Origin of the sequence: Sorangium sp. So ce406, from assembly GCF_051474675.1 — a bacterium.
Taxonomy (GTDB): domain Bacteria; phylum Myxococcota_A; class Polyangia; order Polyangiales; family Polyangiaceae; genus Sorangium; species Sorangium cellulosum_G.
Genome location: NZ_CP150340.1, coordinates 4164328 through 4183746, shown reverse-complemented (window position 1 = coordinate 4183746; position 19419 = coordinate 4164328). Strand labels below are relative to the sequence as shown.

Here is a 19419-nt window from a genome sequence, read left to right as displayed (position 1 = left end):
TCCGCGGATCGAGCGCCGCGCGTCGCCGCGCTACGTCGCCGGCGCCTCCACCTCGATCCGCTTCCTCGCGACCGGCCGCGGCGCGACGTCGTTCAGGACCACGCCGAGGATGCGGCGCTCGCCGATCTGCTCGGCGGCCCGCGTGAGCGAGGACGCGCGCGTCACCGAGGCGCGCGCGACCAGGAGGATGCCGTCGGAGGCGTCCTCGATGACGTTGGCGTCGCCCGTGCCGAGGATGGGCGGGCCGTCGATCACCACGTAGTCGTAGTAGCGCCGGAGCGTGCGCAGCGCGGCCTCGAAGTGGACCGAGTGGAGCGCCTCGGGGTAGCTCGCCTCGAGCGACGGCTCCGCGAGCACCGAGAGCGACGGGCCGAGGGCGACGACGCCGAGCGGGCGCGCCTGACCCGCCATGCGCCGCCGGAGCTGCTCGGAGAAGCCCGCGCGCGCGGGCAGGCGCAGGCCGAGGAGCGCCGCGACCCGGGGGCGCGCGAGGTGGCCCTCGACGAGCAGGACGCGCGCGCGCTCGGCCTCGGCGAGCGTCATCGCGAGCCGGGTCGCGAGCGCGGTCTTGCCCTCGGCCCGGCCGGGGCTCACCACCGCGACGGCGAGGGGCTCGCCCCCGCGCCGCTGATCGAGCCGGTGCCGGAGGACCCGGAGCGCCGCGAGCGCCGCCGCGGGCGCGCCGCGGAGCAGCTCGAAGACGCCGCACCCCTCGGGGTCGACGTCGGCGCCGAGGATCTCCACCTCGGGCTCGCCGAACGCGGCGCTGGGCGCATACGAGAGGGGGCGCGCGCCCACGCAGGCGAGCGCGGGCGCGCTCCAGGACGACCCGGGGAGGACGTCGGCGCCGTCGAGATCGAGGTCGTCGGAGCGCGCGTCTTCCGGGGCGAGATCGGGCGGGTCGGCGTCCGGATCCGGGGGCGTGTGGGGCGGCTCCGTGATGTGTGGGGGCGCGCTCGACGGCTCGTCGCCGTGGCCAGGAGCGCTCGACGGCTCGTCGCTGTAGCCGGGCGCGCTCGATGGGTCGGGGCCGTACGCGGAGACGATCGCGCGCTCGCGTAGCGGGGGGCGCGCCGGGAGCTCCGGCATCGCGGCCAGCAGGGCGGGGCCGCCGAGCGCGTGGATGTCGCCGCCGTCGTAGAGCGTGTCGTTGAGCAGCACCCGGGCCCCGGCGACGCCGAGCGCGAAGAAGAACGTCACCGCGGCGCCCGCGAAGAGGACGCGGCCCCGCCCGCGATCGGGGCGGCTCGGCAGGTAGGCCGGATCGAGGATGTCGAGCTCGGTCTCGCTCTTGTCCTCGGCGGCGTCCGCGGACAGGTTGGCGGCGCGCTCGTTGGCCTGCGCCGTCTTCAGGTACTCGCGCGCCCGCTCGAGATCGAGGCGGAGCCGGTGCCACTCGGTCTCGAGCTCGATGACGCGGTCCTCGGCGCGCTCATCGGGCTCACGCGACCCGCGCGGGGCCTCTCCGTCCGCCGCGCTCCCCGCCGGCGCGCGCGGGGCGCGCCGGGCCTCGCCGCCCGCCGCCGCGCTGCCGCCGCCGGCGCGCGCGCGCAGGCCCGCGATCTGCCGGTGCAGCGCGCTCCGCTCCGCCTCGAGCGCTGCGCGCCGCGGCGGCGTGAGCGCGCGCGCCTCGTCGCGCGGCACCTCGGTGAGGCCGGCGCGCACGAGGCCGAGCGCGCTCTCGGCGGCCGCGAGCTGGCCCTTCGCCGCCTCGACGCGGCGCTTCGCGGCGATGGCGTCCGGGTGGAGCGGGGTCACGGTCGTGAGCTTCTCGGCGAGCGCCGCCTCCGCCGACGCGACCGCCGCGGCCGCCGCGTCGCGGGCCCGCTGCGCCTCGACGACGGTGTGGGGCAGCGGCTGCCCCGGCGCCGCCGAGGGCGACCGCCCGGCCCCGAGCAGCGCCTCGACCCGGGCGAGCTGCCGCTCGAGCGCGGCGAGCTGCGGATCGACGGGGCGGGCGGGCTGCGCGGGCGCGATCCGCGCCGACGCCGGCGCGGGGGCGCCGGGCGGGCCGAGCGGCTGGGGCGCGGGCGCGTACGGGGAGTCGTTGAGGCCCCACTGGAACTGCGGGTTCCTCGCGAGGAACGTCGCGAGCGCGCGGCTCGCCTCGTCGACCTTGGCGCTCGCCTCGGCGAGCTCCTCCCGGAGAAAGTCGCGGGTCATGGTCGCCGCGCCGACGCTGGCGCGGCGGTAGTCCTCGATCAGGATCTGCGTGAGTCGGGCGGCGACCTGCTGCGCGACGTGCGGGCCGTCGTGGGTGAAGGAGATCACGTACGTGTCGCTGCTCTGCGCGCGGAAGCCGACGTGGTTCTTCATCTCCTCGACGGCCTCGACCATCGAGCGGGCGGTCTTCTCCGGGTAGAGCCCGAATTCCTCGATGACGCCGGCGAGCGTCCCGCGGGCGGTGAGCGTGTCCTTGAGCTTCGGCCCGAGGCGCGCCGCGCGCGCGGCGCTGCTCTGGGGATCGCGGCCGGTCTGGATGGTCTCGCGGTAAAGGAGGGTGGCCTCGCTCCGCCACACCCGCTTCGTGGTGAGCGCCAGGGCGAGGGAGATCGAGAGTCCGACCGCGATCATCGCGGCCACCCCGCGCCAGTACATCCGGACGCGGCCGAGGACGCTGATCGCGCGATCCAGGCGCTCGCGGGGTGTGCTCTCCGTGCTCAGGCTGGACATGATGTTCCTCGCCGCGTGGGCAGCGCGTCCGGCGCCGCGCGGCGCAGGGCGCGCGCGGCGGTGTTTCGCGCCCTCACGGCAAGGCGCGTGCTCGCGGGCGCGTCACCTGGGGACGCACCCGCGTCGAGGAGACCGGGAGAGGCGATTCAGGGCGGTGAGGAGGGCGAGCGCCGTGGACGTTGCGCATGCAGGGAGCGCGTGTTCCTTCGCGGACACGTGTTTGGAGACAGGCGATCATCGGACCCTCCGTTCAACAGGGCTGTGCTGTTCCAGTTCGGGGGTCCAGTTCCAGACTCGCCACGAGCTGCGCCCGGTACCCTCATCGTGCGTTGTGCAGGGCCGCCCCGGAGAGATGGCAGCCGGCGCCGCTTGGCGCCGCCGCTGAACGGCAGTATCGGCGGGCAGACGCATGACCAATCCCCTTCCCTGCTCCCTGCTGCTCGTTCTTTCGTCGGTCGGCTGGCTGGCGAGCTGCAGCGACGGCGAGCCCGCCTCGCCGCCCGGCGACTCGACCTCGAGCGGCGCCGCCGCCATCAGCGGTGCGACCGGTGGCGGCCAGGGCGCGGGAGGGGCGGCCGCCGGAGCCGCCAGCGCGAGCGGCAGCAGCGCCGGCGGCGTCGCCGCGGGGGGCGCGGGCAGCACGGGAAGCGAGGGAGTCACCGCGACAAGCTCGACCACCGGCGCCGGCGGCGCGGAGCCGGTCGCGCCCGGGATCGTCAAGCGCGGCGAGGGCAAGCTCGCGGAGTCGGGGCTCACCGTGGTGTCCTATGGCGGTTACGTGAACGGCGAGTCGTTCCAGCAGGACGCGATCGTGTCCTTCAACGGCTACCAGTACGCGGCCTTCTGGAACAGGAACCGCAACGTCGTGCTCGCGCGCCGCAAGCTGCCGGCCAGCCCCGGGGGGGACGCCGGGGCCTGGCAGAAGTTCGACTTCACCGACCACCGGCTGAGCGCCGACGACGCCCACAACACGATCTCTCTCGGGATCGCGCCGGGCGACGGCACGCTGCACCTCGCGTTCGATCACCACGGCAGCACGCTGCACTACCGCCGCTCGGTCACGGGTCTTCTGACCGATCCGGAGGGCGCCGCGTGGGCCGCCGCGAGCTTCAGCGCCGTCTCGGGCGCGCTGGTCGGCTCGAACACCGTGCGGCTCGTCACGTACCCGAGGTTCGTCACCGAGCCGGGCGGGGACAAGCTCCTGTTCAGCGCCCGGATCGGCGAGAGCGGCAGCGGCGACGAGCACCTGTGGGAGTACGACGCGGCGACGCACGCCTGGCGCTCGCTCGGCGAGTACATCGAGGGCACGGACGCCAGCATGAACGCCTACCTGCACGGCCTGGCGTACACGCGCGGCGGCTCGCGGCTGCACGCGGCGTGGTGCTGGCGAGACACGCCCGACGCGACGACGAACCACGACCTGCTGTATGTGTACAGCGACGATCACGGGCGCACCTGGATGAACAACGCGGGCGAGAAGGTCGCGACGACGGGCGCGTCCTTCGTGACCCGGAGCACGACGGGCCTCTCCGTGTGGCCCATCGGCCAGAATAGGGGGCTGATCAACCAGGAGCACATGGCGGTCGACGCGAGCGGGCGGGTCCACGTGCTGCTCTCGCACCTCCCCGACGGGGAGGCCGACAACTCGAACTTCACGAGCGCCCGGTCGCGCAGCGAGTTCTTCCATTACGTGCGCGACACCGACGGGACGTGGGCGCGCCACGGGCTCGGCCTGCGGGTCGTCGAGAACTTCCGGGGCAAGCTCGCGATCTCCTCCACCGAGAACGTCTACGCCATCCTCCCGGATCTGCGCATCGCCGGCGCGTCGCCGAGCGACGGCTACGCGACGTGGACGCTCCTCGACGACACCGACGCGGGCCGGTTCTTCTCCGATCCTTTGATCGACGCCGCCCGGCTCGAGACCTCGGACGAGCTCACCGTGTACTATCCCGAGCGGAGCTCCGTGAACATCTGGGGGCTGGAGTACACGCTCCAGTGAGCCGCGAGCGTGCGCTCCCACGTCCGTAGATACGCCTCGGCGGGGTTGTAGAGCGCGGTCAACGCCGCTTCGCCGCGCTCGAGACGGACCTCTTCCACCCAGTCTGCGACCAGGCCGTCGTGTGCCATGCCGGAGCTATCGAGAGCCGGCGCAACGGTGTGAAATTCCGCCAATGCAGGAATGGCGCTTCTGCCTTCTCGAGATCGGCAACTCCGAGGCGAGCGCACGATTTCGGCGGGCTGGCCACCCGGGACGGGGCCGCGAACCTCAACCTCGGTCGGGTCCGCGCGCCTCAACCTCGGTCGGGGCCGCGCGCCTCAACCTCGGTCGGGGCCGCGCGCCTCAACCTCGGTCGGACCGCGGGTCGGGGCCGCGCGCCTCAACCTGGGTCGGGTCCGCGAGCCTCAACCTCGGTCGGGTCCGCGCGCCTCAACCTCGGTCGGGCCGCGGGTCGGGCCCGCGAGCCTCAACCTGGGTCGGGTCCGCGCGCCTCAACTTCGGTCGGGTCCGCGCGCCTCAACCCGGGTCGGGTCCGCAGGTCCGCACCGGCCCCGTCCCTTGACATAGGTCCGTCGAGAGCTATCGTCTAGATATATCTTTTAGACTATCGGACCGGGCGCCGCGGGCTGCCCGGACCCGCAAGGCCGGGACTGTCCACCCACGCGCGCAGCAACTGAGTGCTCGCCGACGTGGCGGGCCGCCGCCGAGCAAGAGAAGGAGCTCACCTATGTTCTGGGGATGTGACCACCACCACCATGGCCACCACCATCACGCCGGCCCGCGAGGGCCCCGGGGTGGTCCGTTCGGGAGAGGCCGGCCGGGCTTCGGCGGCGGGCCGCCCGGCTGGTGGGGCGACTGGTTCGGAGGACCGCCGCTCCGGGCCGACCGCGGCGGCGTGCGCTACCTCGTCCTCGACGTGCTCGCCGAGCGAGCGCGCCACGGCTACGAGGTCATCCAGGCCATCGAGCAGCGCAGCGGCGACGCCTACAGGCCGAGCCCCGGCGTCATCTATCCGACGCTGCAGATGCTCGAGGAGCTCGGGCATGCGCGCGTCATCGAGGCCGACGGGCGCAAGGTCTACGAGATCACCGACGCCGGACGCGAGGACCTCAAGGCGAACCGCGAGTACGTCGACGAGTTCTACGAGCGCTTCGCCGAGACCTCGTGGGAGCGCTTCGCCGAGGACTTCGGCGACGTCATGAAGCGCGTCGGCTCGCTCATGAAGCTGCTGCGCCACGCCATGCGCCGCGGCCGCCTCACGCCGGCCGTGCTCGCGCGCACCGTCAAGATCCTCGACAAGGCGGCCGCCGACATCGAGGAGCTGCTCGACGAAGACCCGGAGAACCGCGCCGGCCGGCGGCCGTGATCACGCGCTCGTCGTCACAGCCGCTGCGAGTAGTACTCGATGATGAGCTGAACCTCGATCGGGAACGGGATGCTCGTCTCGTCCGGCAGGCTGGTCACGCGCGCCTGCCGGACGTCCTTGTCGACCGCGAGCCACGAGGGCGCTTCCATGTCCGCCCTCGCGAGGCCGGCCACGACGGTCTGGTGATCACGCCGCTGCTGCCGCACGCTCACCGTCTCTCCGGCGCGGACCCGGTAGGAGGGGATGTCGACGCGCTTTCCGTCGATGAGCACATGCCCGTGGGTCACCAGCTGTCGCGCGGCCGGGATGGTGCGCGCGAAGCCCGCGCGGAAGATCACGTTGTCGAGCCGCCGCTCGAGCAGCTCGATGAGCTTCGCCCCGGCGGCCATCTTGCTCCTGCGCGCCTCGAGCATGAGCGTCCGAAGCTGCGTATCGGTGAGGCCATAGTTGAGCCGGACCTTCTGCTTCTCCCGGAGCCGCAAGGCGTACTCACTGAGCTTCTTGCGGGCCTGGCCGTGCTGCCCCGGGGGGTAGGGCCGGCGCTCGGTCTTCTTCGTCGACAGCCCGGGGAGCTCGACCCCGAGCGCGCGCATGACCTTCACGCGAGGTCCGGTGTAGCGGCTCATGTGGAGGCCCTCCCCAGAGAGGCGCGCGCGTCGCGAGGGCAGATCGCGGCGCCGTCCGGCGCCGGTGCGTCAACGAATTCCTGGATGTTCATCGAGATCCTTTGTCTTCTTTCCTGGTCCTGTTCTGGAGCTGACGAATCCCCTCAAATTCTTCGGAGAAATTCACAGCGAGGCGGGGAGGCGGGGAGAAAAATCTTCGAAGACTCCCCGCCTCCCCGCCTCCCTGTTGAATTTCTCCGCTGAAAAAGGCTGCAAAACGAGGGGACTCCTCAGGTTCTGGAGGGCTCACACGCGCCGCAAGTGGCGGAGGATGGGGAGCTGCGATTTTCGAAGGAAGCGCGCGAGTCCGTTCGTGGTCCGGACCCGGGCGCCAAGCGGCTCGGGGTAGTCGTCCTCGTCGAGGACCCGCAACCACGGGAACGTCTCCACGCCGCGCCCCTCTCGGTGGAGCTCGACGTGACGCGCGCCCCTCGCCGCGGAGGGACGAAGTCGGAGGCACGGGGTCGCGTCGAGCAGGAGCTCCACGCCTGTCGCGAGGCGCAGGGAGGCCTGGGTCAAGAAGTCCGAGATCCGCTCGGGGCCGAGCTGGGAGAAGAGGCCGAGGCCGAGGATCAACGTGGGCCAGCCGTGCGCCTCGGAGAGCTGATCGATCCAGTGGTCGCAGCCGGGGGACGCGGTGGCCAGCGCATACCGCGGCGTGTCGGGGGCGCGCCGGAGCCTCCAGGCGATCACGCGCGGGACGTCGACGTCGATCCAGTGGAGCAGGCCATTGTCGACGCGCGAAAACCGAGTGCACGGCCCGGAGAAGAGCCCGATGGCCAACCCTTCCGGGTGGCGGCGGAAGAAGTCGCGCACGACGTCATCCACCAGGCGCGCCCGGGTCGCGAGCGGGCGGAGCTCCTGTTCCGTGAAGCCCGCGCGCTCGACGTCCAGCACGCGGGCGAGGCGGCGCGCTTCTTCGTCGTGGAACCCGAGGTCCGGGAACGCGTCGGCTGCGTAGGCGCACGCGGCGACACCTGCGAGCTCGCGTCGAGCAAACGATGGGGCGGCATCGATGTTGAAAGTCATTTTCATTTTCATGACAGATCTGACCGCCGCTTGTCAAGCCCAGGCGCGCCGCGCCGCGAGGTTGGCCGACGGTGCGCCGCGACCTCACCCAGGTTGCCGACGGTGTGCTCCCTCACCCGGCCGACACGTCAACCACGGTAAGGTCGCTGTGAGGTCGCTGTGAGGTCGCTGTAGGTCGCTGGCCCGGCTCCGATCGCCGGGCCGCGGCGTCACGGTCGCCAGGCGTACGGCGGCGCGACCGTCACCTCGGTCGCGGACGAGACGCCGGTCCAGTCGCCGGGGACGAATCCGTAGAATGTATTGCTCGACTTCGACGTGGCGACGAACTCGACATCTCCGAGCAGCCGCGCCGTCCCGGAGACGGACTGGCCGCCGCCGAACCAGCCGAGCGGATAGAACGTCGTCTGCACGACCGCCGAGCCGCTCACGTCGAAGGCGCGCGCCTGAATGCCCGCTCCGCCCTGCCCGACCAGGCTGAGCGCCCCGATCCGACCGCCGGAGATCGTCCCGTTGACGATGGTCGCGTGATCCTCGACGCGCACATCGCCGCTCACCTCGCCTCCGAGGATCCTGGCGTAGGGGCCGACATACACGCTCGACGGCGTGCCCGGAGGCGCGCAGCCGCCGCCGTTCGAATGCCTCTCCGTGCCCGCCGGACACGCCTCGACCTGACCGTCCTGGAACCCGGCAGGCCAGGCCCCGTCCACCTGCACCATGTACGGATAGCGATAGATCGACGGGTATGCCGGCCCGTCGGAAGGATTCGTCCAGACCAGCTTCTGGTATTCGGTCGGCGTCGCGACCACGACCAGGTAGACGTTCTCGCCCGGGCTGACGCAGAAGCTCAGCGCGCCGTCGGCCCCTCGCTGCAGCGGGCTGTAGCGCGCCCTGGTCAGCTCCGGATCGGTCGCCACCAGCCCCCAGCGCCACCCGGACTTTGCATCGGCCTGCGTGACACCCCGGAACTCCACCTGCACGCTGGTCGCGTCCGGCTCCGGGTGCAGGCGCACGACGTTGTACCCCCAGCGCTGCGGCGCCCAGTGGTACGGCGAGACGAAGCGGCGGTCCTGGGCCCAGTCCGCGTCGAGCGCCTCGAGCCGGGTGAGCCGCAGCCGCCGCTCCGTGCGGCCGCGCGAGGTCGGATCGGTCTCGATCGACCCGTACGCCTGGCGATACACGCTGGAACGATCGGCTCCGTCGGTGGGCGGCGGGTCCTTGTAATCCCAGGTGATGTTGTGCATCGCCCACTCGCCGAACAGATCGTTGAGCTGCTCGATGTCCCACCCCCGGCTCAACATGAGCTTCTGCCACGGGTCGCGCTGGCCGCTCGGGGCGTCGAACGCCCACATGTCGTTGACGGCGCCATAGCAGTGCTTGTCCTTCAAGAACTCGAAGAACTGCCAGTTACAGTAACGGTCGCGCGTGTTGCCGTAATAGAGGTGCGGCATGTTCGGCAGCATCTCCGAGCAGTGCACGTCATCCCGCCAGATCTGGTGCGGCATCCAGTTCGCGTGGCTCTCGAAGATCCAGCAGCCGACGCCGCCGCACTCCGGGAACGCCCGGGTCGTCGACTGCACGCCGTGCATGAACTCGTGGGCGAGCCCCCACCGATCCCTCGCGGCGCCGGGGCCGATCCACATCCCCATGTAGCTGATGCCGTTGCGGGTCCAGCCGCCTCCCCAGAGCGGGAAGTCATTGTCGAAGTGGACCGCGGCCTTCCACTTGTCTGCCGAGCCGCAGTACGGCTCGGGGAAGAAGATCGGGCTGCCGAAGTACGCGCTCCAGATGCTCTCGAGCGTCTCCGCCGCCGCCTCCGCCTGGCTCAGCGTGATGTCGGTGCCCTCTGGCCAGTAGATGGCGAAGTGCTCGGACTCGTGGCGCAGCGGCGCGCCCGTCTCGCCGCCGTCGCGCGGCGCCCTCCACGTGCCTGCCGTGCAGCTCTCCCGCGTGGCCTGGCAGCTCGTCGCCCACGTCGTGCTCGCCGTGCCCTCCTGGCAGGCGCCGGGACCGCCGCCCGTGCCGCTCGCCGAGGGGCCCGCGCTCGCCGTGGTGCCCGTCGCTCCTCCGCTGGAACCGGCGCCCGCGCCGGTGCCTGCGGTCGCCCCCGCGCCGCCCGTGCCCGCGGTCGCCCCCACGCCGCCGCTGCCGGACGCGGGTTCCACAGCACGCTGCTCCGACGGCTGACCGCACGCGACGAGGAGCCCGGCGACGGCGAGCGCCGAGCCCTTCGCGAGCCGCTCCTCGAGCAACGCGCCCAGCCTGCGTCGAGCTCCCGCTCGCGCGCGGCGTGTACAGGCGGAGAGCTCGGGGACGCCACGACCGCGCAACTCCGGTGTGCCATCAGCCGGTTCAAGCATGCTGTATTCTCGCCCGGAGCTCGCTCGGCAGGCAAAGCAAATCACGCCAATGCCGGCCACATCGCCGCTCGCCAGGTTACATGGGCCCGTGAAGTGGTCGTGTAGGTCGCGTCGCGAATGTCACCCGGCATCCAAGAACGTCTTGTGATCAACGAACGCTCGGCATAATCTGCACGTGGCGCTCGGCGGGGCAGCGGGGGCGCGGGGGGTCTACGTAGAGCGAGTTCGCGGTCCGCTCGTCCGAGGAGCGACCGTCCGTGGGGAGTGCGCGCTGGGGGCATCGTGTCGCCTCGCGCCGTGGAGGATCGCCCGGTGCTCCGCGGATGCGCTGGGGCCGGCGGGAGCATTGCAAGGAGACCGAACGTGACCATGGATGGCATCGAGCACGTCGTGCTCGTGATTCTCGAGAATCGATCCTTCGACAGCATCCTCGGGTGGCTGTACGCCGACCGGAGCGAGGGCCCGGCGCTGAACATCCCGGAGCCCGCCCCGGGCGCGCGCCGCTTCGAGGGCCTGCAAGGCCTCGATTTGACGGCGTTCACCAACGTCGCGGAGGGGCTCAGCGGCGCCCCCGTGAAGGGAGCCTCCGCCCTGAACGTGCCCTGCGTCGCGCCGAACGAGGAGTTCGCCCACGTCAACGTCCAGCTCTTCGGGAAAGAGGACGTCGAGACCGGCGATATCCCCACGATGAAGGGGTTCCTCCAGGATTACGTGGCGGCCCTCAGGAAATCGGGCGTCGCCCGCGACAAGCCGGGAGCGCTGCGCGAGCTCGCGGGCGAGGTGCTGGAGAGCTACACGCCCGACCAGCTCCCGGTCATCAATGGGCTCGCAGAGCACTATGCGGTCTGCGACATGTGGTTCTCGTCGGTGCCGTCCCAGACCAACCCGAACCGGGCCTTCGCCTTCTGCGGCACGTCTCTGGGGCTCACCGACAATGGCTGGCTCGAGAAAGACCCGAGGGCCAAGCTGATCGAGGAGAAGGTAGGGCTCGGCCTCGGCGACGATCAGTTCGACACGAAGACCCTCTGGAACGCCCTCCACGACGCCGGACACGACGACTGGAAGATCTTCTGGGAGACGAGCACCCTCCCCAGGAAGATATCGGTCGCGCTCACCGGCGGAAAGACCGGCCTCCAGCCGCTGATCGAGCGCGTCGTCAAGCTCGCGGAGGACCTCGACGCCGACCACCAGGACTACCTGATCGAGCTCTCGTCCGGAGAGCTCCCTTCCTGCTACACGTATCGGCTGTTCCGCGGTCTTCATGCGATCCCGGAGGTCGAGCGACGCTTCGCGCGGATCGACGAGTTCCACACGCACGCGCGCGCAGGGACGCTCCCGCGGTTCAGCCTCCTGGAGCCGTTCTGGACCGTCTCGGAGGAGTCCACCGATGTGAGCTGGATCAAGAGCCTCGCCACCGCGATCGGGAACGATTACCACCCGCCCGGGAACCTGAGCGCGGGGGAGACCTTCCTGCAGAGCGTCTACATGAGCCTCATCGCGAACCGAGAGGCCTGGGAGAAGACGCTGCTCATCGTGACGTTCGACGAGGGCGTCGGCACCTTCGACCATGTCCCGCCGCCCGCCGCCGTGCCCCCCTGGGGGAGCGACCGCCCAGGGTTCGAGACCCAGCACGGGTTCAATTTCGATCGTCTTGGCGTCCGGGTGCCCGCGATCCTCGTCTCGCCGCGCATTCAGCGAGGCACCGTGTTCCGCTCGACGCGAGAGCAGCCCTATGATCACACCTCGCTCATCGCCACGATCCTCAAGTGGTACGGGGAAGAGCGGCAGCTCCCCACCTTCATGGCGCGCGCGATGGGGGCGCCCACGTTCGAGGGCGTGTTGACCTTGAAGGAGCCTCGCCGGGACGAGCGCGACATCCGGTTCCTCAAGGTGGAGCGCGCGGCGGGGGAGCCGTTCAGGTACCTCGAGCGATTCCACCTGAGGAGCCACCTCGGCGAGCGCCTCTCGACCTCGGTCAAGGAACGGACGATCCTGGGCTTGCTGTCGCCGTCGGATCCCGAGGCGGCAGAGTACTTCCCTACCCTCGGCGGCGAGGCCGTCGCGCTCTTTCTGGAGAAGAGCGCGAGGGAGGCCAGCGCGAAGGAGGTCCGCGACGGCGACGACGTCGCCCTCGTGTCGACCGAGATGGAGATCGGCGCCTACAACACGCTGGGCGCATGGAGCGACGCCCGGAATTGCTACTACTTCAACGACTACGACCCGGTCCTGGACGAGAAGAGGTACGAGAAGCAGACCTGGACGCTCGAGGCCGAGGTCAAGGACAGGCCCGTTCGCTTCGGCGACGCGGTGGCCTTCAAGAACAAGCGCTCGGGGGAGTACCTGACCCGGAGCAAGAACGGCGTGACGACCCGGAGGGAGGTCTACTACTGGACCGTCGAGCCGATCGGCGCGCAGGCCGCGGCGCCGGGCCGGTGACGACCGGCGGGAATGACCCCGAACGACCTACTGCAGCGCGGTGGCGCCGCCTCGTGGTGCGCCATGGAACATCAACGAACCGTCAATGACGGATGGAGCAGGGCATGAATCGTCTCTCGTCGGACATCGAAGACATCAGCGGTGAATACGACGTCGTCGTCGTGGGCTCCGGCTATGGGGGCGCGATCATGGCGTCCCGGCTCTCGCGCGCCGGGCTCAAGGTCTGCGTGCTCGAGCGCGGGCGGGAGCGGCAGCCCGGCGAGTACCCGAACACCGCGCTGGAGGCCGTGGAGGAGTTCCAGCTCAACCTCCCGGAGCTGGGTCACGAGGGCTCGCGCACGGGGTTGTTCGATCTGCACGTCAACAAGGACATCGGCGTGCTCGTCGGCTGTGGCCTCGGCGGCACCTCCCTCATCAACGCCAATGTCTCGATCCGCGCCGAGGCGCGCGTCTTCGACGATCCGCGCTGGCCGGCGCAGCTCCGCGCCGAGAACATGGAGCACCTCAACACGGGATACATGCTCGCCGAGCGGATGCTCTCGCCGAGGCCCTACCCCGAGAGCAACCCCCCGCTGCGCAAGCTGACGGCGCTCCAGCGATCGGCGGAGGCGATGGGGCAGCCGTTCCGGCGCCTCAACATCAACGTGACCTTCCAGGACGGCATCAACGCCGCCGGCGTCGCGCAGAAGGCCTGCAACAACTGCGGCGACTGCTGTTCCGGCTGCAACCACGGCGCGAAGAACACCGTCCTGATGAACTACCTGCCCGACGCGAAGCGCCACGGCGCCGAGATCTTCTGCGAGGTGAGCGTGCGCCACGTCGAGCGCCGCAGCGACGGGAAATGGAACGTCCACTACCAGGTGCTCGACACCGGCCGCGAGGCGTTCGACGCGCCGACGCTGGTGGTCACCGCCAAGATCGTCGTCGTCTCGGCCGGCACCCTGGGCTCGACCGAGATATTGCTCCGGTCGAAGGAGCTCGGATTACCCCTCTCCGATCAGCTCGGCAATGGGTTCAGCGGAAACGGGGACATGCTGGCGTTCGGCTACAACTGTACGCCGGAGCTCGACGGGATCGGCTTCGGGCACCGCGCGCCGGGGACGGCGACGCCCGTCGGGCCGTGTATCACCGGGGTGATCGACATGCGCAATCAGCCCGACCTGAAAGATGACATCATCATCGAGGAGGGCTCCATCCCGGGCGCGCTGGCGCCGCTCCTGCCGCTGATGTTCAAGGCGGCCTCCACTATCGGCGGCTCGAACACCGCCCCGCAGAACGCCTTCGCCCAGGGAGTGCGCGAGACCGAGTCGCTCCTGCTCGGCGCTTACCATGGCGCCACGACACACACGCAGACGTACCTCGTGATGGGGCACGAGGCGAACGCCGGCACGATGAAGCTGGAGAGCGATCAGCTACGGATCGACTGGCCGGAGGTGGGCACCGAGCCCATCTTCGCGAAGATGAACGCGCGCGTCTTCGAGACGACGGCGCCGCTCGAGGGGATCTCGGTCAAGGACCCGATCTGGTCCCCGAAGATCGGCGACAAGCTGATCACCGTGCACCCGCTCGGCGGCTGCTTGATGGCCGACTCGGCCGCGTCGGGCGTCGTCAACCACAAGGGCACGGTCTTCGCGTCGACGGCGGGCACGGCGGTCCACGAGGGGCTGTACGTGTGCGACGGCTCGATCATCCCCGTCTCCCTCGGCGTCAACCCGCTGCTCACGATCTCGGCGCTGGCCGAGCGCTGCGCGATCCACCTCGCGCGCGACCGCGGGCTCCACATCGACTACTCCGACAAGGGTCCGTTCGTCCCCGAGCCCTCGCCGCGCAAGCCCGGCATCCGGTTCACCGAGACGATGAAGGGCTATTTCTCGAAGGCGGTCGACAGCGACTTCCAGACCGCCGCCGACCTGGGCAAACAAGAGGACTCGAGCTTCAAGTTCATCCTCACGATCGTGTCGGAGGACGTCGACGCGATGATCGCGAGCCCGGAGCACGCCGCGCGCACGCTCGGCACGGTGGACGCGCCGGCGCTCTCGGGACGCCCGCTCACGGTCACGCACGGGACGTTCAACCTCTTCGTGCAGGACCCGGACGCCGCCGACACGCGGCTCATGAAGTACTCGATGAAGCTCGCCTCGGAGGAGGGTCGCTCCTTCCATTTCTACGGCTTCAAGGTGATCACCGATCGCCCGTTCTGGGACGCGTGGCACGACACCACCACGCTGTACATCACCATCCACGAGGGCGAGGACGACAAGGGGCCGGTGATCGGCAAGGGGATCCTCCGGATCGAGCCGGAGGATTTCATCCGCCAGCTCGGGACGCTCGACGTCACGAACGCGAAGAACGCCGAGGAGCGGCTCGCCACGACGGTGAAGTTCGGGCGCTTCTTCGCGGGCGTGGTCTACGACTACTACGGCGGGGTGGCGGCGCCCCTCCAGTTCGCCGACTCGAACGCTCCGCCCCAGAAGCGCAGGCCGCTGCGCGTCCCCGGCCCGCGCTTCTACCCGTTCAAGACCGACGACGGCGTCGACCTCCTCCTCACGCGGTACCAGGGCGGGACGAAGGGGCCGGTGATGCTCGCGCACGGGCTCGGCGTGTCGAGCCGTATCTTCTCGACCGACACCATCGAGACGAACCTGCTCGAGCACCTCGTGGCCCACGGCCACGACGTCTGGCTCCTCGACTTCCGGTCGAGCGTGCTGCTCCCCGCGTCGAAGACCCAGTACACGGCCGATCAGATCGCGCACCACGATCACCCCGCCGCGATCGCGAAGGTGCGCGAGGTGACGGGCGCGGCCAGCGTTCAGGTCGTCGCCCACTGCTACGGCGCGACGACGTTCACGATGGCGATGCTCGCCGGGCTCCAGGGCGTCCGCTCGGCGGTGATCTCGCAGATCTCCACGCACGTGGTCACGCCCGCCCTGGTGCACCTCAAGGCAGGGCTGCACACGCCGGACGTGCTCGACGCGATCGGCGTCGGGTCGCTCACGACGAACGCGTCCTCGCACGAGGGGTTCTTCTCGCGCCTCTACGATCGCGCGCTCGCGCTCTACCCCGTCGGGTCCGATGAGCGCTGCGACAGCGCGGTCTGCCACCGGATCTCGTTCATGTACTCGCTGCTCTACGAGCACGCGCAGCTCAACCACGCGACGCACGAGCGGCTCTACGAGCTCTTCGGCGAGGCGACGATGCGCGCCTTCGAGGGCCTCGCGCTGATGACCCGCAAGGGCCACGTGGTCGACGCCGACGGGAAGGACGTCTACCTGCCGCACCTCGACCGGATGGCGATCCCGATCCGCTTCATCCACGGCGCGGAGAACCAGTGCTTCCTGCCGGCGAGCACCGAGAAGACCGTCGAGGTGCTGTCGGCGAGGAACGGGGCCGGCCTCTACTCGCGCAACGTCATCCCCGGGTACGGCCATATCGACTGCATCTTCGGCAAGAACGCGTCGACCGACGTGTATCCCTTCATCGTCGAGCACCTCGACCGGACCTGAGCGCGGCGCTGATACGCGCGCCCAAGAGACTCCGTCACCACGGGAGCCGGCCGAGCTTTGCGTGCGAGAACGTACCCGTCGGGCCGTCCGGGACCGTCGAGATGTCCGGTTTTTCCAATCAGAGGCCGCGGGCGCGTGGCATGAACACCTCATGACCCACCTCGACGCCACGATGAGCCGCTCCCCCCTCCGCTCGACTCCGCTGGGCAAGGCCGGGCCCAGCGTCTTTCCCGTCGGCCTCGGCTGCATGGCGATGTCCGGCGCCTACGGCCCGGCCGAAGACGCCGAGAGCGTGGCGACGATCCGCCACGCCATCGCGCGAGGGATCACCCTGATCGACACCGGAGACTTCTACGGCAACGGGCACAACGAGCTCCTCATCCGGCGCGCGATCGAGGGGGTGCGCGACAAGGTCCAGCTCTCGGTGAAGTTCGGCGCGATGCGCGGCCCAGACGGCGCCGCGCTGGGCATCGACGCCCGCCCGGCGGCCGTGAAGAACTTCGCTGCGTACAGCCTGCAACGGCTGGGCGTGGAGGTCATCGATGTGTACCGCCCCGCGCGCCTCGACCCGCAGGTCCCCATCGAGGACACCGTCGGGGCCATCGCCGACCTCATCAAGGCCGGCTTTGTCCGGCATATCGGGCTGTCCGAGGTGGGGGTCGAGACGATCCGGCGCGCGAGCAACGTGCACCCGATTGTGGACCTGCAGATCGAGTACGCGATCGCGACGCGCGGACCCGAGGCGTCCATCTTCCCCGCCCTCGCAGAGCTCGGGATGAGCGCGACGCTCTACGGGGTCTTCTCGCGGGGGCTGCTCACCGGCAGCAAGCCTTCGGGAAAGGGGGACTTCCGACAGTACATGCCACGCTTCGCAGGCGAGCAAGGGGCAAAGAACGCGAGCGTCGTAGAGAATCTTCACGCCTTCGCCGGTGAGCGAGGGATGACGCCGGCTCAGGTCGCGCTGGCATGGGTGCTGGCGAAGCAGCCCACGCTGGTGCCGATCGTCGGGGCCCGCACGCGAGCCCAGCTCGACGATGCCCTCGTGGCCCTCGACAAGCCGCTGTCGTCGAGCGACGTCGCGGCGCTCGAGAGCATCGTGCCAGCCGACGCGATCGGCGGCACGCGCTACCCCGCCCAGCAGATGAAGGCTCTCGACAGCGAGCGGTAGCCGATCGGTGCGGGCACCCGCGTCGGCTTGAATGGCCGCACGAGAGGCGTAACAGTAACGAACATGGCCGCTGCGATGGCTCTCCCCACCCTCGCGCTCCCGCCCTTCGTCGAGGACGTGCGTGCGGTCGCGCCACCCCCCGGTCAGGCGTTCGACCTCGAGTGGCTTCCCGACGGCAGAACGATCCTCGTTTTTCGAGCGCTCGAGGGTGGGCGCGAGGGGGACGTGTGGGTCGCGGGTCCCCGAACACGCGCGATATTCAAGAGCAAGACCGGCCTCGCGCGGACGGTCATTCTTCGGTTCAAGCCAGGCTGGTCGGTCCCGCTGCTCGGCGTGGCAGCGCGCGAGCTCACAGACCGCACCGTTCCGCTGGAGGACGTGTGGGGCCGCGCGGGGCGCGAGCTCTGCGGCGAGCTACTCGCCGCGAGGAGCCGCGCGGAGGTGATGGAGCGCGTCGCCCGGGCGCTCGCCCGTCGTGCCGGCCAACCATTCGAGACGGCGTCGGGGCAGCTCGCTCGTCGCGCGGTTCGCTTGCTCGAAGGTGGCGAGGTCCGGGTGGAGAGTGTTGCCGACCGGCTCGGCGTCACGGCGCGGCATCTTCGCCGCGCTTTCACCGAGAACGTCGGCATCGGCCCGAAGGAGTTCGCGCGGACCGTCCGCCTGCAACGCGCGGTGCGAATGGCAGCGACCTCGTGCGACTGGGCACGCATCGCCGCAGACGCGGGCTATTATGACCAGGCCCACCTCATCGCCGACTTCCGCCAGCTCGTCGGGCTCACACCGGGCGCGTTCTTCGACCGCGCGGGCGGCCGGATGACCCAACCGAAGCGGATCACCTCGGATTTTCCTTTGCCTGTCCGGTAGCTCGGCACGAGGACCTTTTCGTTTCCCTGGCTCACCCCTGCTCCGACGGCCGGCCAGCTCGGCAAGGCCTCCGGCCGCGGGCACCGAGCGCGATCGATTCCCACAGGACGAAGTCGCCGTCCTCCAGCGTGGGCACCAGCGCGTTCGGGTTGCGCGCACCTCCTCGTGCACGCTCGCGCGGGCGGCTCAGGCCGGCGAGCGCTTCCGCCGCGTCGGCTCGGGCGCGGCTTTGCGGCTGCGAGGCCGCGGCGTGGACCGCGTGCGTGCGCTTACCTGTCCGGCCGGGGCGGCGAGGACCGCGAGCACCGCGTCGAGGGTCTCGTTTGCGGCGCGCAGGGCGCGTTCCCCGACCGCCGCGGATACCCGATCGGCCCACGCGACCTGAATGGGATGAATACGCCGGATCGCTGCCCAGCCTCGTTCGGTCGGGGCAAGCAGCTTGGCTCGGCGGTGGGCGGGATTGTCGAGATAGGTGCACAAGCCCTCGTCGACCAGCACGTCGGCGAGCCGCTGCACGCTCTGACGGGTCAGTCCCATGCTGCGCGCGGCCGCCGCCACCGACTGCGGCTCGCGCAGCACGGCACCCAGCACCTGCCAGCGAGCCGCGGTGAGGCCGCTGCCTTCGGTGATGTCGTCAGCCGCCTCGAGGAAGCGGCCGTTGAGGCGAAAGACCTTCAGCACCAGCTCGGTCAGCGCGTCCCCGCCGGAACTACGCTTGACCACCACGTCCGAGCGCCTCCATCAAGGCGTAGTAGTAGGACGGCTCCCGTGTCTTGTAGAGCCCGTACCAGGCGTCGAGCGCGGCCGGCGAGAACACCTTCAGGCGGGCCAGGATCACGCGTGCGAAGTCGAGAGGCGCCATGGACGAGGCCGTGATCACGCCTCGATCGTCCACCGCGGGCTCGTTCAGGTAGTGCGCGCCGCCGCGGTAGCCGCTGGACTGGAGGAAGCTCGGATCGTTGCTGGTGTGCTTTCGATCATCGAGCAGCCCGGCGCGGGCCAACCCCAGGGTCGCGCCGCAGATTGCTGCGATCGGCACGCCGGCGTCCACGAATTCACGCGCCTTGGCGAGCACGGGATCCGTCTTCGGCTCCGCCCAGACGTCGGCCCCCGGCAGGATCAGCAGCGAGCTGTCCGCCGGACGCAGCTCGTTCAACGAGAGGTCCGGCAGGATGGTGACTCCGCCGACCGTTCGCACGGCTGAGCCATCGAGCCCGACAGTGCGGACCCGGTACGGAGAGGGCACGCCGGGGGCCGGGCGGTTGATATGGGCTATCGCGAACCCAGGCTCCCAGTCGGCGAGGGTATCGAGCACGAGCACGTGGACATCGCGTTGGTTCGACATGACAGAATGCTGTC

Annotated in this window: 12 protein-coding genes; 6 read left to right on the top strand and 6 right to left on the bottom strand. The window is 70.4% G+C overall.

Annotated elements, in window-relative coordinates:
* Window positions 1-30 precede the first annotated feature (30 nt).
* A complete protein-coding gene (locus tag WME96_RS15500; RefSeq protein WP_437290881.1) occupies window positions 31-2673 on the bottom strand; it encodes a hypothetical protein in 2643 nt (880 codons plus the stop codon).
* Window positions 2674-3082: 409 nt separating this feature from the next.
* Here WME96_RS15500 and WME96_RS15495 point away from each other — a divergent pair, with 409 nt between their 5' ends.
* The gene (locus WME96_RS15495) at window positions 3083-4672 is read left to right on the top strand and encodes a BNR repeat-containing protein (protein ID WP_437290880.1); all 1590 of its coding nucleotides are present in this window, start codon (window positions 3083-3085) and stop codon (window positions 4670-4672) included.
* Between the two features lie 727 nt (window positions 4673-5399).
* On the top strand, window positions 5400-6038 hold the full coding sequence (locus WME96_RS15490) for a PadR family transcriptional regulator (protein WP_437290879.1): 639 nt from the start codon (window positions 5400-5402) through the stop codon (window positions 6036-6038).
* A gap of 14 nt (window positions 6039-6052) precedes the next feature.
* On the opposite strand, the gene rpsD is transcribed toward WME96_RS15490, so the two are convergent.
* The 3 genes from rpsD to WME96_RS15475 all read right to left on the bottom strand — a co-directional run bounded on the left by rpsD (window position 6053) and on the right by WME96_RS15475 (window position 10089).
* On the bottom strand, window positions 6053-6664 hold the full coding sequence (gene rpsD, locus WME96_RS15485) for a 30S ribosomal protein S4 (protein ID WP_437290878.1): 612 nt from the start codon (window positions 6662-6664) through the stop codon (window positions 6053-6055).
* A 285-nt stretch (window positions 6665-6949) separates the two neighbouring features.
* Window positions 6950-7732 (bottom strand): class I SAM-dependent methyltransferase, encoded by a 783-nt coding sequence (locus WME96_RS15480; protein WP_437290877.1) that lies wholly within the window; start codon window positions 7730-7732, stop codon window positions 6950-6952.
* A 209-nt stretch (window positions 7733-7941) separates the two neighbouring features.
* Window positions 7942-10089 (bottom strand): DUF6055 domain-containing protein, encoded by a 2148-nt coding sequence (locus tag WME96_RS15475; RefSeq protein WP_437290876.1) that lies wholly within the window; start codon window positions 10087-10089, stop codon window positions 7942-7944.
* Between the two features lie 369 nt (window positions 10090-10458).
* On the opposite strand from WME96_RS15475, the gene WME96_RS15470 reads away from it, so the two are divergent.
* The 4 genes from WME96_RS15470 to WME96_RS15455 all read left to right on the top strand — a co-directional run bounded on the left by WME96_RS15470 (window position 10459) and on the right by WME96_RS15455 (window position 18060).
* On the top strand, window positions 10459-12525 hold the full coding sequence (locus tag WME96_RS15470; protein WP_437292322.1) for an alkaline phosphatase family protein: 2067 nt from the start codon (window positions 10459-10461) through the stop codon (window positions 12523-12525).
* Between the two features lie 104 nt (window positions 12526-12629).
* Window positions 12630-16028, top strand: coding sequence for an alpha/beta fold hydrolase (locus WME96_RS15465; RefSeq protein ID WP_437290875.1), 3399 nt, complete (start codon window positions 12630-12632; stop codon window positions 16026-16028).
* Between the two features lie 151 nt (window positions 16029-16179).
* Window positions 16180-17196 carry an aldo/keto reductase gene (locus tag WME96_RS15460; RefSeq protein ID WP_437290874.1) on the top strand — a complete coding sequence of 339 codons (1017 nt, stop codon included), beginning with the start codon at window positions 16180-16182 and terminating at the stop codon, window positions 17194-17196.
* 63 nt (window positions 17197-17259) lie between these two features.
* Window positions 17260-18060: a helix-turn-helix domain-containing protein gene (locus WME96_RS15455; protein WP_437290873.1), complete on the top strand. Its 801-nt coding sequence runs from the start codon at window positions 17260-17262 to the stop codon at window positions 18058-18060.
* A gap of 186 nt (window positions 18061-18246) precedes the next feature.
* Here the strand turns inward: WME96_RS15455 and WME96_RS15450 are convergent, their stop codons facing one another.
* Both WME96_RS15450 and WME96_RS15445 read right to left on the bottom strand, forming a co-directional pair.
* Complete coding sequence (locus WME96_RS15450) at window positions 18247-18786, bottom strand: MarR family winged helix-turn-helix transcriptional regulator (protein ID WP_437290872.1); 540 nt, start codon at window positions 18784-18786, stop codon at window positions 18247-18249.
* Window positions 18770-19405: a type 1 glutamine amidotransferase family protein gene (locus WME96_RS15445; RefSeq protein ID WP_437290871.1), complete on the bottom strand. Its 636-nt coding sequence runs from the start codon at window positions 19403-19405 to the stop codon at window positions 18770-18772. Before WME96_RS15445 ends, WME96_RS15450 begins: the two co-directional genes overlap by 17 nt.
* Window positions 19406-19419 lie beyond the last annotated feature (14 nt).